Source organism: Streptomyces hawaiiensis, assembly GCF_004803895.1.
Taxonomy (GTDB): Bacteria; Actinomycetota; Actinomycetes; order Streptomycetales; family Streptomycetaceae; genus Streptomyces; species Streptomyces hawaiiensis.
Genome location: NZ_CP021978.1, coordinates 7,364,048 through 7,379,213, shown reverse-complemented (window position 1 = coordinate 7,379,213; position 15,166 = coordinate 7,364,048). Strand labels below are relative to the sequence as shown.

Genomic DNA, 15,166 nt, shown 5'->3' with positions numbered 1-15,166 from the left:
TCGTCTACCGCATGAACAAGATCGAGCAGCTCACCGGCCGTCCACTGCGCGAGCACCGGACGGCCATGGCGCTGTACCTGGCCTGTCTGGCCGACCGGCTGGGCGGCGGCTAGGGGTGTCCGCAAAGTCGCGTCGTCCACCCGGAGGGCGGGCGGGACTTTGCGGACACCCCTAGGAGCGCCCCGCCACCAGCCAGGTGGAGGGCAGCTCGATGCGTGTGCCGTCGGGCCGGTACTCGGTGCTCTTCAGGGGCATTCGGCCGCTCGCCAGGACGGTGAGACCGGCCGAGTGCAGATACTCGGGCACGGCCTCGTCCGCGACCTCGCCGGGCGCGAGGCCGTGGCGGAACACGGGCGCGAGCTTGGGCGGCGGGCCTTCGGGGCCGTCCGCCAGGCCCCTCAGCACCTGCTTGGCGGTGCCCGACAGCTCCACCAGGCAGGCGCGGCCGCGGTCGCCGACCAGCGTGGCGATCCCGTCGACCAGGGACTGCCGGTCGTCCGGCTCGCACTGGTGCAGGACACCCCGCATGTAGACGTTGGTGTCGCCGAGCTCGGCGTGCAGGGCCTGGGCCTCGTCCTTCTCGGCGGCGTCCAGCTGCCGGTAGGAGGCCTGCCCCGCCGGGTCGGAGCGCCGGGCGTGGTCGAGGGCCGCGGCGGACAGGTCGACGCCCAGCACGTGCGGGAAGCGGTCCGCGAGGTAGCGGGTCTGGGTGCCGTTGCCGCAGCCGAGGTCCACCAGCGGCAGCGCCGGATCGGCCAGGTACGGCTCGAACAGGGCGAGATGCGGACCCACGGTCAGGACCGGTTCCGCGTCCCAGAACACCGCCCCGGGTTCGCCGGGCGCCTCCCGCCAGAACCCCTCCCACGCCTCCCGGTACCGACTCGTCACGCTCATGGCCCACTCCCCAGGGTGCGAACGAATCCCGCCATGCGACGGGCGAGTACGGTGTATCGCGCCCCGGCCCTGGCCACAAGAACGCGGCACGTACCTTCACGACCCGTTCGCCCCGGGGGTGTTCAGCGGAGCGGCAGCGAGCCCCCTGTGGCGTCACCCGGCCGTAGCGGGCGCGCGCCCGCTACGGCCGGGGCCTCACTGTGCGGCCCTCAGCAGGGTCGTCACCCGGGAGCCACCGAGGCAGCCCGCCGCCACCGCTGCCGCCACGGCTCCCGCCGATGCGGCGGCGAGACCGAGCCATGGCCACAGCGACCAGCCCACGTCCAGGGAGAGCAGCAGGGCGGGGGTGGCGACGGCGGTCACCACGACCCCCATCAGCACTCCGAGGAGCGTCACCTGACCGGCGTACACACCGGTGAGCCAGGACCGGAACCGCCGGTCGGCGCCCGCGGCGGCCAGCGCGGAGAGGTCCGGCCGCATCTCCTGAGTGGCGAGGCCCACCGTGAGGAAGGCCAGTGTGGCCGCCACGAGCATCAGCACGAGCGCGCTGCCGAGGGTCGTGGCCCTCAGCACCTCGGCGGCGACCGGGCCCCGCTCCACCTCCAGCGTGAAGTAGCCGCTGCCGATGTCCGAGGCGAGCGCTCCACGCGCCCGGTCCTCCTGTTCCGAGGAGATCGAGTCATCCGGCGCGGGAAGGTAGTAGTAGGCCGAGTTGGGCTGTTCGACACCGCCGAGCGCCCTGAGACCGACGGCACTGACGTAGACGACCGGCAGGCTGCGGTACTCCGAGCGCCGCTGGGCCACGACCGCGTCGAGGCTCTCGGTGTACATCTCCGTTCGGCCCGTGTCCAGAACCGGGGACTTCGGCGCCGTCACGGTCAGCCGGCCGCCCGGTGCGAGCCGCTCGTCCAGGACGACGGCTCCGCCGGCGGACAGCACCCCGCGCTCCCGGGCGGTGGATTTCCTGCCGAGCACCGTGGACAGGTCGGCCTCACGGATCACCATGACGGCGGACGGCCGGTCGGGCAGCGGTGAGGCGGCCTCGAACTCGCCCCAGTAGGACCACGCGGTGCCGTCCGGGGCCGTGCCCCGCGGGGCCGGCGGGCTGGCGATGCCCATGGCCGTCAGGCGCTCGCCCCCGAGAGCCTCCTCCATGGCGGCGACGGTGGCGGGCCCGGGCACCTTCGTGGCGTAGGTGAAGGCCGAACCGTGCGGGGAGGCGGGCTCGTACGACTTGCCGACCTCCGCGGTGAGCCCTCCCATGGCCGCCAGGACCAGCCCGGTCAGCACCGTGAGACTGGCCACCACCGTTCCCATGGTCGCGGAGCGGGACGCGGAACGTGCCAGCAGCCGGGCCCCGATGCGCTGCATCAGCCGGAGACCGTCGGCCCGGCCGGCGCTCGACGGCAACAGCCGCCGCACGAGGAGGCCCGTGCCGATGACCAGGCCCAGCGCCCCGATCATGACGGTGAACGGAGCCTTGAGCGACGCACCGGCGACGGCCAGCAGCACACCGCAGGTCAGCAGGGCGCCGAGGGCCACCTGCCCGCGACGCGGCGCACGGTCGTCGAAGTCGGCCTGGTCGCGCAGCGCGGCGACCACATCGCCGCCGACGCCGCGTGCCGCGACTCGGGCAGCGATCGCCGGAGTGAGGACGCCGAGCAGTGCCAGGACCGCCGTAGACCAGGCGTCCAGCCGCAGCCCACCCCAGATTTCACCGTTCCGCTCCGCCGCCCAGGGCTTCAGCAGCCAAGCACCGGCCACGCCGGCCCCGAGGGCGAGTCCGGTGGCGATGAGGCCCACCAGGACCCCTTGGTGGGTGATGACCGAACGCCTGGTCTTCGGTCCCGCGCCGGCCGCGGCCAGCAGGGCGAGTTCACGTCGGCTGCTGCGTACGACGATCGCGTAGACCGCCCCCATCACCAGGCCGAGTTCGCCGAGTACCAGGACCGCCAGTCCGATGACCCAGGCGGTCGCGGACTCCTCGGGAAGCAGGGAGTCGGGGGCGTCGCGGGCGACGTCGAAGGCGGTGGACCGGGGTTCGAGGCGCCAGCCCTGCTCCGTCATGGCCCGCTGTGCCCGGGGCGTGAGCGCCTCCGGGGTGTGCCACACGACGACGGTGCCGTCCTGAGCGGCGGCCATGGAGCTTTCCTGCCCCGGTTTCGGGAGAGCCGGTGCCTGGCCGGCGACGACGGCCGGGAGGGCCACCACGAACTTCCGCAGGGTGTCCGTGGGGATCGCGGCGATCCCGGAGACCTCGGCCGTGGCGCCGCCCTCGCCGAGTTCCACCCGGTCACCCGGCCGGGCCCCGAGCCGTTCCGCCACGCTCGGCGAGAGGGCGACCTCGCCCGGTGCGCGCGGCGCCCTGCCGTCGGTCAGCACGAACCGGCCTTGGTGGAGGGGCTGGTCGAGTTCGAGTCCGTAGCCGTAGGAGTCGACCTGAAGGCCGTCCGACGAAACAGCGAGCGGGCCGTCCACCTCGGGGACGACCTCGATGTCCTGGCCGACGGCGTTCGCCAGCGCCTGAGGCCCTTCGGCCAGGGCGCGTTCGGCGCCCCGCTCGGCTACGAAGTCGAGGTTGCGCAGTACGCCCTGCGACTGGCCGATGAGCGTGCCGACCCGTTCGTCCTGGGGGATCTCGCTGGTGGCCCGCAGAGTGACCAGGGTGACGGCCAGGGTCAGCGGAACGAGCAGCGCCGCGGTGAGGGCGACGGTCCGCTTGCGGTCGCGCCGCACGCGCCGCAGGGCGACCCGGAGGGCGATTCTGCGTGCGCTCACGCGGCGGCTCCGGTGACTTCCCCGACGACGCCGTCGCGCATCCGGACCACACGATCGGCGCGGGCCGCGACCGCCTCGTCGTGGGTGACGATCACGCAGGTGGCCCCGGACCGCACCAGTACCTGGAGGCTGTCGAGGACCTGGCCGGCACTCTCGCTGTCCAGCGCCCCGGTCGGCTCGTCCGCGAGGATCAGTCCGCGGCCACCCGAGAACGCCCGGGCCAGGGCGACGCGCTGCTGCTGCCCACCGGAGAGGGAGTCCGGGTAGCGGTCGGCGTACGCGTCCATGCCCACGGAGGCGAGCGCCTCTCGCGCCTGTGCGCGGGCCTTGCGGCGGGACATCCCGTCGAGTTCGGCGGGCAGGGCCACGTTTTCCGCGACGCTGAGGATGCGCACCAGGTTGTAGTCCTGGAACACATAGCCGATGTGACGACGCCGGTGCTGATAGAGCTCCGCTTCCGCGAGCGTGTCGATGCGCGCCCCGGCGACGGTGACGGTGCCCGTGTCCGGGGGCTGCAGTCCGCCCGCCATGGTCAGCAGAGTCGACTTGCCGCATCCGCTGGGTCCCATGACCGCGGTGAGGGTGCCCTCGCGGGCGGTCAGACTCACCCCGCGTACCGCCTGAACCTCGACCTCGCCGCTGCGGTAGCGCCGGGTGACGCCGTCCAACACCAACACCTGTGCACCTCATTCATCCGTACTCGCCGATGGCTGCGAAGCTGGCTGACGGCTGCCGGGCTGCTTTCCTCAGCCCGGCAGCCGTCAGTCGTGCTTCACCGCCGTTTCACACCGGTCACCGGTGCTGGAAGCCCGACTCGCCCACGCCCCACGTGCAGCTGGAGGTGCTGAAGCTGGCTCCCGAGAAGGACCCGCCCTTGTAGGGCGAGTACACGGCGAAGGGCGACAGGTCGCACTCGCCGTAGAGACGGACGTCGTGGGCGCCGCTGTGCGAGCAGCCGCTGGCCCATGCGTTGCCGCCGTTGCCGGCGTTGTGCCCCTGATTGCTGCAGGACACGGTGCCCGCCTGGGCGGGCAGCACGGTGGCGGCCGTTACGCCGCCGGCGAGCGCGGCCCCGATGGCCAGAGAAGCCAGAAGACGCTTCATGAATTGCCCCCTCAAGATCCGCTGACCGGCGCTTCCCGAACAACGGACCAGGTTGTACCCGGTCGGGCTCTCCGACCGTCATACGTCACTTTTGCAACTCACGGCGCGTTCGCCTATCGGACCTTGGGGTATTACCCTGAGGTCCGATAGCGCTTTCTGGTATCTCTGTGCTAGAAGGGCCGCTTCCACACGGGATTCGACGCCGAGCTTGCGCATCAGACTCGTGAGGTGGGCCTTCACCGTGCGCTCCGCGATGCCGAGTCGATGAGCAAGTCGCCGGTTCGAGTCGCCCGTGGCAAGCAGGGACAGAACCTCCAGTTCACGCCTGGTCAGTTCGCTGAACCGTGATCCGTCTCTCCCCTGATCCGCTCCCATGCATTTCCCCCGTTTTCTCTCGTTATTCAGGTGTACGGCATAGTGCTTGGTGCGCTGGGCGGACGAATCGTAGTCTCCGGAGAACCACCGATACACAGGTCGCGCGCCGGGCGCGGAAATCAGCCACAAAAGCAGCTCGAAATAGGTGGTTGACTTTTAAATGATCTCTGGATACTGCTGTCACGGTGTTCAGCGGCGCGGCAGGGTCAGCTCGAACCACACCGTCTTGCCGGCCTTGGTCCGGCTGGTCCCCCACTCGCGTGACAGCGTGCTGACGACGCGCAGGCCGCGTCCGGCCTCGTCGAGCGGGCCCGCGTCGAGCAGCGTCGGCAGTTCGTGGTCGTCGTCGTCCACCTCGCACAGCAGGGTGTCGCCGCGGACCAGGCGCAGTTCGACGGGCCGGGCGTGGGAGTGCCGTACGGCGTTGGTGACGAGTTCGCCGGCCATGAGCTCGGTGGGGGCGGCCAGCTTCGCCAGGCCCCAGTCGTGCAGTTGCTCGCGGACCACCGCGCGGGCCCGGCCGACCTCGGCCGGGTCGAGGGCGAGGCGCCACTCGGCGACGTCGTCCGGCTCGATGCCGTTCAGGCGGGCCATCAGCAGGGCCACGTCGTCCTTGCGCCCGCCCCGCGTATTGAGTGCCCGGATGATGGTGTCGCAGGCGTCGTCCATGGAGGCGGCCGGGTGCGCGGCCGACGCGCAGAGCGTCGCGAGGCCCACCCCGATGTCCTCGCCGCGCATCTCGACCAGCCCGTCGGTGCACATCACCAGCCGGTCGCCGGGCTCCACGCGCACGCGTATCGCCTCGAAGGGCACTCCCCCGACACCGACGGGCGCGCCCGTGGGCAGGTCCAGCAGTTCGCCGCGGCCGTCGCCGGCCCGGACCAGGACGGGCGGGATGTGCCCGGCGTTGGCCAGGTGGAGTTCGCTCGCGATCGGATCGTAGACGGCGTAGAGGCAGGTCGCGAGGTAGGTGTCGCCGAGGCGCTGGGCGAGGTCGTCGAGGTTGCGCAGCAGCTGGGCGGGCGGCAGGTCGAGCCCGGCCATGGTCTGCACGGCCGTGCGCAGCTGGCCCATCATCGCGGCGGAGTTCAGGCCGTGTCCCATGACGTCGCCGACGACGAACGCCGTGCGCCCGCCGTGCAGTTTCACCGCGTCGAACCAGTCGCCGCCGACCCGCCCGAGCAGCGTGCCCGGCAGATAGCGGGTGGCGATGTCGCAGCCCGCCATGCGGGGCGGGATGTGCGGCAGCATGCTGTCCTGGAGCGTCTCGGCGACGTTCTCCTGGAAGGTGTACATGCGCGCGTTGTCGAGCACGAGGCCCGCCCGGGCGGCGAGTTCGGCGCCGGTGACGCGGTCCATGTCGTTGAAGACGGGCCGCTCCGGGTGCCGGAGCAGGATCATGAAGCCGAGCACGACGTTGCGTGCCTTGAGAGGCACGACCAGCATGGAGCGGCCGGTGATGAGGGGCCGGATGTCGCGCTTCTCGAACTGCGCGGCGATGGCGTGCCCCATCTCCTCGCTGATGCGCGGCACGAGGACGGGTCGGCCGCTGGTCATGCACTGGAAGAACGGCGTGTGTGCCGGGAACGGCATGGCCTCGCCGACGGGGACGACGTCGTCCCAGCGGCCGGGCTCGTCGGTGTGCTCGACGGCGACCCGGTGCCACATCGTCGTCGTGTCGGGCACACCGTCCTCGAACCCCTCGCCGGCGACGACCTGTTCCCGCAGATACGTCCCGGCGACATCGGTGAAGCGGGGCACGACGGCCCTGCTGACCTCGACGATCGTGCGGGACAGGTCGAGGGAGGTGCCGATGCGGCCGCTGACCTCGTTGAGGAACTCCAGGCGCTCACGGACGGCCGCGTACTCCAGGTCCTCGCCCTCGTCGGGCGGTTCCTCCGGCACGGGCTCACCGGCGGCCCGGGCCCGCGCGGCCCGTTCGCGGCGCGCCTTGCGCTCGGCTCGCCGGGCCACGCCCCACTCGGGAGTGACGGGGACCCGGTCGTTCTGGCTGAACTCCAGGATCGGATAGCCGAGTTCGAGGATCTGTCCGACGATGCGGGCGCTCTCACCGACACTCATGCTGGGCAGGATCTCGGGGAGCCGGCGGGCGAGGTCCTGCGACCCGGGGAAGTCGGTGTGCGGCGCGAAGCCGGGCGCGATCCGCTCGAACGCCCCGTCGCCCGCACGCAGGGCTTCGGCGTCGGCCGCCAGCACGAGCAGCCGCTCGGGCCCGGGGCCCACCAGCGGGTAGGCCCACCACAGGACGTCGACCCGGCCGCCCCCGGGCGCGGTGAGCCGGGCGCGACCCGCCGCAGGGTAGGACAGCCCGCCGTCGAGGGAGGATTCGAGGTCGGGGCCGAGGCCGTCGCAGGCGGTGTACGAGGTGGTGTCCCGCTCTTCGGGCAGGGCGCCCGAGACGGGGAGCAGGTCGAGAGCGGTGCGGCCGATCGCCTCTTCCTTGGGGGTGCCGAACAGCCGCCGTGCACCGCGGCTCCAGTGGGACACGAGGCCGTCGCGGTCGACCACGACGACGGCCAGGGGGACGCGGCCGGGCTCGGCTCTTTCCGTCGCCGTGCCCTGCTCAGCCCTGTCGGTGCCATGGTCCATGACCCGGGCCCTCTCTCCCCACGGACGCAAGATCTGTGCCGGCGTCACCACCGTACGACTCCGCCGGTGGCGATGTGAGGCAACGCGGGAATTGCCCGCGCGGGGTGCGCACCGGCGTACGACCCCGCGCGCCGCGGCCGGTCAGTTCTCGTGGCCCAGTTGGAGATCCCGCTCGGTACGGCCTCCTCCGGCGACCTGGAGGACGGTGGCGACGGGCGGGTAACCGGCGGCGATGACGGTGTACTCGCCGGAGGACAGGTCGACGAAGCGGAACGTGCCGTCGGCGCCGGTGGTGAGGGTGTCGACGACGTTGCCGCCCACGTCGAGCAGCGTCACGCGCGCGTCCTCCACGGGCCGGCCGCCGCCCGCCCGGACGGTGCCGCGCAGCACGGCGCCGCCGGCCAGTTCGATGTCCCGGCGGGTCTCGCGGGCGGCCTGGACGGTGACGGGGAGCGCGGCCGGGCGGAAGGCGGGGGCACTGGCGGCGAGGGTGTACTCGCCGGCGACGAGCTCGGTGATGACGTAGCCGCCCTCCCGGCCGCTGCGGGTGGTGGCCACGACCTCGCCGTGCACGTTGGTGAGTGTGACGGTGGCGTCCCGTACGGGCGTGCCGTCGGCGGTGACCACGGTGCCGATCAGGTTCCCGGCGCCGCCGAGGACGATGTCGAGCTCGACGGGGCGTTCGCCGACGGTCACGGAGACCGCCTGTGGCTGGTGGCCGCCGGCCGCGGCGATCAGCACGTACGAGCCCGGGCCCGGGGTGGCCAGCGCGTAGCGCCCGTCCTCGCCGCTCGCGCCACGCCCGGTCTGCTGCCCGGTGACGTCGATGAGCGTGAGCGCCGCACGGGGCACGACGGTCCCGTCGTGGTGCTGCACCGAGCCGCACACCGGCACGCCGGCGGCGTACGCGGCACGGGCCTGCGGGACCGGGGCGTTCCCCGGCGCCGCGTCCGGGTCGGTGACGGAGGCGTTGTGGGACACCAGGGGTTTCTCCTTGAGGAAGAAGGCGATGACCAGTCCGAGGACGAGCACCGGCACCAGGTAGAGGAAGATCCGCGGCATGGCGTCGGCGTACGCCCGGATGTAGCTGTCGCGCAGGGCCGGGGGCAGTGCGTGCACGAGCTGCGGGGTGATGGACTCGGAGTCCGGCAGCCCCGTGCCCGCGCGCGCGGGCAGGCGCTCGGCGAGGGCGTGGGTGAGCCGGTCGGCGAAGAGGGTGCCGAAGACGGCGGCTCCGACGCTGCCGCCGATCTGCCGGAAGTAGTTGTTGGCGCTGGTGGCGGTGCCGAGGTCGGCTGGGCGTACGGAGTTCTGCACGGCGAGGATCAGCACCGGCATCACCATGCCGATGCCGGCGCCGAGGACGGCCATCCAGATGCTGTAGTGCAGCCGGGGCGTCCCGACCTCCAGGCGGGACAGCAGCCACATGCCGGCGACGGAGAGGGCGCCGCCGAGGATCGGATAGGCCTTGTAGCGGCCGGTGTGGCTGATGAGCTGGCCGGCGATGATCGAGGCGCCGACGATCCCGGCCATCATCGGCAGCATGAGCAGGCCCGACTCGGTGGCGGAGGCTCCGTCGACCATCTGCAGGTACGTCGGCAGATAGCTGGCGGCGCCGAACAGGCCCACCCCGACCACCAGGCCGACCAGGCCGGTGACGTTGAAGACGGAGTCCCTGAACAGCCGCAGCGGGATGAGGGGTTCCGCGGCGAAGTGCTCGGTGACGAGGAAGAGGACGGTCGCCGCCGCCGCTGCGGCCGCGAGGCCGAGGATCATGCGCGAGTCCCAGGCGTACTCGGTGCCGCCCCAACTGGTCAGCAGGACCAGGCAGGTGGAGGCGGCGGTCAGCAGCAGCGCGCCGACGATGTCGAATCGGGCCCTGTGGGCGGGCTTGGGGAGCTTCAGGGTGACGGCGACGACGGCCAGGGTGACCAGGCCGAAGGGGACGTTGACGTAGAAGCACCAGCGCCAGGAGAGGTGGTCCGTGAAGTAGCCGCCGAGCAGCGGTCCGGCCACCGAGGCGAGGCCGAAGGCGGCGCCGATCAGGCCCAGGTAGCGGGCGCGCTGCCGGGGCGGCACGATGTCCGCGATGATCGCCTGGACGCCGATCATGAGGCCGCCCGCGCCGACGCCCTGCAGGGCGCGGAAGGCGATCAGCTGATCCATGGTCTGCGCCCGGCCCGCGAGCGCGGAGCCGGCGACGAAGACGACGATGGCGAACTGGAAGACGCCCTTGCGGCCGAGGAGGTCGCCGAGCTTGCCGTAGATCGGCAGTCCGACGGTGGCCGTGAGCAGGTAGGCGGTGATCGCCCACGACATCCGGTCCAGGCCGTGCAGTTCACCGACGATCTTCGGGAGCGCGGTGGCGACGATCATCTGCTCCAGGGCGGCCAGGAGCAGGGCCAGCATGAGAGCGAAGAAGACCAGCCGCACCCGGCGCGGACTCGGTCCGGTGTCCGGATCCGGCGGTGGTGCGGGGGTGTCGGGGGGTGCCACCGCCGGTTCGTCCTGCGCCAGAGTGATCCCGCCCACTCACCGCTCCCCTCGTCGCGCTGCCGCACAATTCCCGCGTAAAAGCGACAACTACGAGCAAGCGCGACGAGTTACGGCGCAGGAGCGAGCCGTGCGGAGATCACTCGAACCGGTGAGGGGCGTAACACGCCCTGGGGGTTTGAGCCTTGGGGCGGGTTACTTCTCGACCTCGGCGGCGAGCTTGGCGAGCATCGCGTCGTAGATCCGGCCGAGACCCTTGGGCGCGAAGGTCCTCTCGAAGAAGCCGCCGATGCCGCCGGCACCGGTCCAGATGGAGGTCACGACGACCCGGGACTTGCCCTCACCGGCCGGTGTGACCCGCCAGGTGGTGACCATGGAGGAGTTGCGGTCCTTCTCGACCAGTTCACCGTCGGTGGGTTCGCCGACTTCCAGGAGGCAGTCGCGCACGCGCTTGCTGGTGGCCTGGAGCTTCCAGTGGACGAGGGTGCCCTCGCCGTCGCCGCCCTCCCGCACCTCGTACTCGCTGAACTGCTCGGGCAGCAGCTTCGCGCGCGTGCCGCTGTAGTCGGCGAGGGCGTCGAACACCGTCTCCGCGTCCGCCGCGACGATCCGCTCCGTAGTGGCCTCGACCTGCGCCATCGCATTCCTCCAGGACCTGGTTGCTCGGGGGTCGGGGCAAGCCAACCACCCCGCTGCCCGGCCTCCCAAATCGGGGTGGCGCAATCCGGTCGAACGCGTTCGGAAAACACCCCTCGCACGATCAAGGGAACGTGTGTTCTATTCTGTGGTCAGAGCTACCGAGGAGGCGTCATGCGCTGGGAGAACCTCACAATGGACTCCGAACACAGCCGGGCCGATGCCGCGCTGTTCGGCGCGGACGCGGTCACGACGCGTACGTTCGACACACCGGAGTTCCGCGGGATCACCTTCCACGAGATCCGGGCCCGGTCGATCATCAACCGGGTGCCGGCGGTCTCGCGGATGTCGTTCCAGTGGACGGTCAACCCCTATCGAGGCTGCTCCCACGCGTGCGTGTACTGCTTCGCGCGCAAGACGCACAGCTACCTGGACCTCGACACGGGCCTCGGCTTCGACAGCCAGATCGTGGTCAAGACCAACGCGCCGGAGCTGCTGCGCCGGCAGCTCGGCTCGCGCCGCTGGCAGGGCGAGCACATCGCCATGGGCACGAACGTCGACTGCTACCAGCGCGCCGAGGGCCGCTACCGCCTGATGCCGGGCATCATCGCTGCGCTGCGCGACCACGCGAACCCCTTCTCGATCCTCACCAAGGGCACGCTGATCCTGCGCGACCTGGAGCTGATCAAGCAGGCGGCGCAGGTCACCGACGTCGGCATCTCCGTGTCGGTCGGCTTCACCGACGAGGAGCTCTGGCGCACCGTCGAGCCGGGCACACCCGCGCCGGAGCGGCGCCTGGAGGTCGTCCGGACCTTCGGCGAGCACGGCATCGGCTGCGGGGTGCTGATGGCGCCGGTGATCCCGTTCCTGAGCGACACGCCCGCCCAACTCCGCGCCACCGTACGGGCGATCGCGGCCTCCGGTGCCACGTCCGTGACGCCCCTGGTGCTGCATCTGCGGCCCGGCGCCCGCGAGTGGTTCATGGCCTGGCTGGGGCAGCACCATCCGTATCTGGTGGCCCGGTACGAGCGGTTGTACGCGGAGGGCTCCTACGCCCCGAAGTGGTACCAGCGCCGGATCACCCGTCAGGTGCACCAACTGGCCGAGGAGTACGGCATCGGGCCCACGCGCGCGGGGACGCCGCGGCGGATCCGGCCCGCAGAGCCGGTGGAGGAGGAGCCCCCGGCGCCCGGGCAGATGTCCGGGCCGACTCAACTTTCGCTCCTTTAGGAGCATACGAGCGCATCCGAAGATCCAATCGGGTCATCAGTTTGACGGAATGAGTTCTTCCGGGACCGGTTTCCGGGACGATGCGGCGAGGACGGCGACCCTCGCGGTCCTTCATCCCGCCGTCCTGGGAGGACTCCATGAGAAAACGCGCAGCCGCGCTGTGCGGTGCCGCCATCGTCATGGCCGGGGCCTTCACGGCCGTTGCCGCCGAGGCGAGCGCCCCCGCCAACACCCCGCAGACCGCGAAGCTCTCCTGGAAGAGCTGCGCCACCGAGGACTACCCGACGCTCCAGTGCGCGTCCCTGAAGGTGCCGCTCGACCACCGCAGGCCGCACGGGGAGAAGATCACCCTCGCCCTGTCCCGCGTCCCGCACACCGCCAGGACCTACCAGGGCCCGCTGCTGGTCAACCCCGGCGGTCCCGGCGGCAGCGGTCTGACGCTCGCCGGGTTCGTCGCGTCCTCGCTGCCCGCGAAGGTCGCGGCCCAGTACGACGTCATCGGCTTCGACCCACGCGGCGTGGGGGCGAGCAAGCCCGCACTGGACTGCAAGCCGGGCCACTTCGACCCGGTCCGCCCAAACTCCCTGCCGACGACGCCCGCGATCGAGAAGGCCAACCTCGACCGCGCCAGGTCCTTCGCCGCCGCCTGCGGCAAGAAGTACGGGCACCTCCTGCCCTACATCAACACCACCAGCGCCGTGCGCGACATGGACGCGATCCGGCAGGCCCTGGGCGCGAAGAAGATCAACTACTTCGGCTACTCGTACGGCACCTATCTGGGTGCGGTCTACGCCAAGTTCTTCCCGGAGCGGGTCCGGCGCCTGGTCCTGGACTCGGTCGTCGACCCGACCGACGTCTGGTACGACGCCAACCTCAACCAGGACGTGGCCTTCAACGACCGCCACCGCGCCTTCCTGGCCTGGGTCGCCAAGTACGACGCGACGTACAAACTGGGCACCGATCCGGAGAGGATCGAGGCCAAGTGGTACGCGATGCGCGCGGTCCTCGCGAAGAAGCCGGCGGGCGGCACGGTGGGCGCCTCGGAGCTGGAGGACACCTTCATTCCGGGCGGCTACTACAACGGCTACTGGCCCAGCCTGGCGGAGGCGTTCGCGGCGTACGTGAACGACAAGGACCCCGAGCCGCTGGTCGAGGCGTACGAGAACTTCGGCGCGGTCGACGCCTCCGGCGACAACGGCTACAGCGTCTACACCTCGGTGCAGTGCCGGGACGCCGACTGGCCGCGCGACTGGCGGCAGTGGCGCAAGGACAACTGGGCGGTGTACGAGAAGGCGCCGTTCATGACCTGGAACAACGCCTGGTACAACGCGCCGTGCGCGTTCTGGCCGACGGACTCACTGCGCCCGGTGAACGTGGCCAACGGCAAACTGCCTCCGGCCCTGCTGTTCCAGGCGACCGGCGACGCGGCCACTCCGTACGAGGGCGCTGTCACCGTCCACCACCTGCTGGCCCGTTCCAGCCTGGTCGTCGAGGAGGGCGGCGGCAACCACGGCGTCACGCTGAGCGGCAACGCCTGCCTGGACAAGCACCTGGCGGCATACCTGTCGGACGGCACCGTGCCGCGCGGCTACGGCGAGGCGGACGCGGTGTGCGAGGCGCTGCCCGACCCGAAGCCCGCGGCGACGGCCGCGAAGGCGGCGTCGGCCTCCTCCGACGGCTCGACGCTGCACGGCCTGCTCGGCTTCCGTCACTGAGCGGCTGACGATCCGTCGGGGGCGGGCGTTGTCGCTCCCGTGGTCCACCATGGAGCCATGAGTGAGCTGACGAGGACCCCCTCCCCCGGCGGCGAGGCCGCACTCGGCGGCGCGGGCCCGCCAGGTCTCGGCTGTGGCGCCATGAGAAGCCTTCGGATACGGGAGATGACGCTCGCCGACTGCGACCGTGTCGCTCAGATCCGCGTCGGCGGCTGGCGCAGCGCCTACCAGGGCCTGATCCCGCAGTCGTACCTGGACGGGCTCAGCGTCGAGGAGGACGCCGAGCGCCGTCGTACGTACCTCTCGCAGGGCGACGGCAGTGTGGTGAACCTGGTCGCCGAGGGCGCCGGCGGCGAGCTCGTCGGCTGGGCGTGCCACGGCCCGTACCGGGAGGGTGAAGTCCTCACCGGGGACGCCGAGTTGTACGCCATCTACGTGCACCCGGATCAGGTGGGGCAGGGCGTGGGGCAGGCACTGCTCACGGAGTCGGTCGCGCGCTGCTCCGCCGCGGGCCACGGCCGTCTCCTGCTGTGGGTGCTCAAGGAGAACGACCGGGCCCGCCGCTTCTACGAGAGGGCCGGCTTCCGGGCGGACGGCGCCGAGGAGCCCTTCGACGTGGAGGGGGTCGCGGTCCCCGAGGTGCGGTACGCCAGGGCACTCCCGCGCTGACGTCACCTCCGCTTCGGGATCCGCCCCAGCGCCCGCACCGCCGCCTCGGCCAGCGCCGGGTGCGCGAGGGCCTCGTTCAGGACGGGTCTGGCCCGGGCGTCGCCCAGCGCGCCGAGCCCGTCCACGCAGGCGAGCGCCACGCGGCGGTACGGGTCGTGCGGGCGCAGGCGCCGCTGGAGCGTGGTGATCAGCGCGGGCACCGCCTCCGGGGCGCGCAGCTCGACCAGCAGGCGCACCGGGTGCAGGGCGTAGGCGACGCGCAGCTCGTTGGTGGCCAGGGCGGCGGCCGCGCGGGCGGTGCGCGGGTCCCCGAGCCGGGCGAGGGCGTGGGCGGCGGAGGCGCAGCGCGGGGGGTCACGGTGGTTGAGCAGCAGCACCAGGGCCTCGAAGGCCCGCCGGTCCCGCGCGAGCCCCAGCCGGAACGCGGCCAGTTCCCTCGCCCACAGGTGCTGTCCCGGTTCGGTCAGCGCCGCCGCCAGGGCGTCGAGGTCGTCGGTCGCCACGAGCCGCTCGAAGGCGGGCGACGCCCCGGACTCCTGCCGTAAGCGCTCCGTGAGTGATCGCAACTCTTCGTCCATGACTGAGAGGTTAGGGGCGGTGCGAGCCGCGCGGGACGTACATCACAAAGACGAGGGCTGGCGCGCTCGTTACCCGCCAGTTAA

At 71.8% G+C, this 15,166-nt stretch carries 13 protein-coding genes; 4 read left to right on the top strand and 9 right to left on the bottom strand.

Annotation, left to right across the window (positions count from 1 at the left end; genetic code table 11):
* Window positions 1–11 precede the first annotated feature (11 nt).
* Complete coding sequence (locus CEB94_RS42330) at window positions 12–113, top strand: hypothetical protein (protein WP_381103463.1); 102 nt, start codon at window positions 12–14, stop codon at window positions 111–113.
* A 58-nt stretch (window positions 114–171) separates the two neighbouring features.
* Here the strand turns inward: CEB94_RS42330 and CEB94_RS33775 are convergent, their stop codons facing one another.
* From CEB94_RS33775 to CEB94_RS33740, 8 genes are all read right to left on the bottom strand, one after another.
* Window positions 172–894, bottom strand: a complete 723-nt coding sequence (locus tag CEB94_RS33775) for a class I SAM-dependent methyltransferase (protein ID WP_175435753.1) — start codon at window positions 892–894, stop codon at window positions 172–174.
* Between the two features lie 195 nt (window positions 895–1,089).
* Complete coding sequence (locus CEB94_RS33770) at window positions 1,090–3,672, bottom strand: FtsX-like permease family protein (RefSeq protein ID WP_175435752.1); 2,583 nt, start codon at window positions 3,670–3,672, stop codon at window positions 1,090–1,092.
* Window positions 3,669–4,349, bottom strand: coding sequence for an ABC transporter ATP-binding protein (locus CEB94_RS33765; RefSeq protein WP_175435751.1), 681 nt, complete (start codon window positions 4,347–4,349; stop codon window positions 3,669–3,671). Before CEB94_RS33765 ends, CEB94_RS33770 begins: the two co-directional genes overlap by 4 nt.
* 115 nt (window positions 4,350–4,464) lie before the next feature.
* Window positions 4,465–4,776: a hypothetical protein gene (locus CEB94_RS33760; RefSeq protein ID WP_175435750.1), complete on the bottom strand. Its 312-nt coding sequence runs from the start codon at window positions 4,774–4,776 to the stop codon at window positions 4,465–4,467.
* Between the two features lie 78 nt (window positions 4,777–4,854).
* A complete protein-coding gene (locus CEB94_RS33755; protein ID WP_175435749.1) occupies window positions 4,855–5,151 on the bottom strand; it encodes a helix-turn-helix domain-containing protein in 297 nt (98 codons plus the stop codon).
* A gap of 189 nt (window positions 5,152–5,340) precedes the next feature.
* The gene (locus CEB94_RS33750) at window positions 5,341–7,761 is read right to left on the bottom strand and encodes an ATP-binding SpoIIE family protein phosphatase (RefSeq protein ID WP_175435748.1); all 2,421 of its coding nucleotides are present in this window, start codon (window positions 7,759–7,761) and stop codon (window positions 5,341–5,343) included.
* Window positions 7,762–7,902: 141 nt separating this feature from the next.
* Complete coding sequence (locus CEB94_RS33745; RefSeq protein ID WP_175435747.1) at window positions 7,903–10,293, bottom strand: MFS transporter; 2,391 nt, start codon at window positions 10,291–10,293, stop codon at window positions 7,903–7,905.
* Window positions 10,294–10,449: 156 nt separating this feature from the next.
* Window positions 10,450–10,893, bottom strand: coding sequence for an SRPBCC family protein (locus tag CEB94_RS33740; RefSeq protein ID WP_175435746.1), 444 nt, complete (start codon window positions 10,891–10,893; stop codon window positions 10,450–10,452).
* 171 nt (window positions 10,894–11,064) lie between these two features.
* Between CEB94_RS33740 and CEB94_RS33735 the strand changes: the two genes are divergently transcribed.
* From CEB94_RS33735 to CEB94_RS33725, 3 genes are all read left to right on the top strand, one after another.
* Window positions 11,065–12,120 carry an Rv2578c family radical SAM protein gene (locus CEB94_RS33735; RefSeq protein WP_175435745.1) on the top strand — a complete coding sequence of 352 codons (1,056 nt, stop codon included), beginning with the start codon at window positions 11,065–11,067 and terminating at the stop codon, window positions 12,118–12,120.
* 137 nt (window positions 12,121–12,257) lie between these two features.
* Complete coding sequence (locus tag CEB94_RS33730) at window positions 12,258–13,835, top strand: alpha/beta hydrolase (protein ID WP_175435744.1); 1,578 nt, start codon at window positions 12,258–12,260, stop codon at window positions 13,833–13,835.
* Between the two features lie 141 nt (window positions 13,836–13,976).
* On the top strand, window positions 13,977–14,504 hold the full coding sequence (locus tag CEB94_RS33725; RefSeq protein ID WP_246112210.1) for a GNAT family N-acetyltransferase: 528 nt from the start codon (window positions 13,977–13,979) through the stop codon (window positions 14,502–14,504).
* Between the two features lie 2 nt (window positions 14,505–14,506).
* Here the strand turns inward: CEB94_RS33725 and CEB94_RS33720 are convergent, their stop codons facing one another.
* A complete protein-coding gene (locus tag CEB94_RS33720) occupies window positions 14,507–15,082 on the bottom strand; it encodes an adenylosuccinate lyase (protein ID WP_175435743.1) in 576 nt (191 codons plus the stop codon).
* Window positions 15,083–15,166 lie beyond the last annotated feature (84 nt).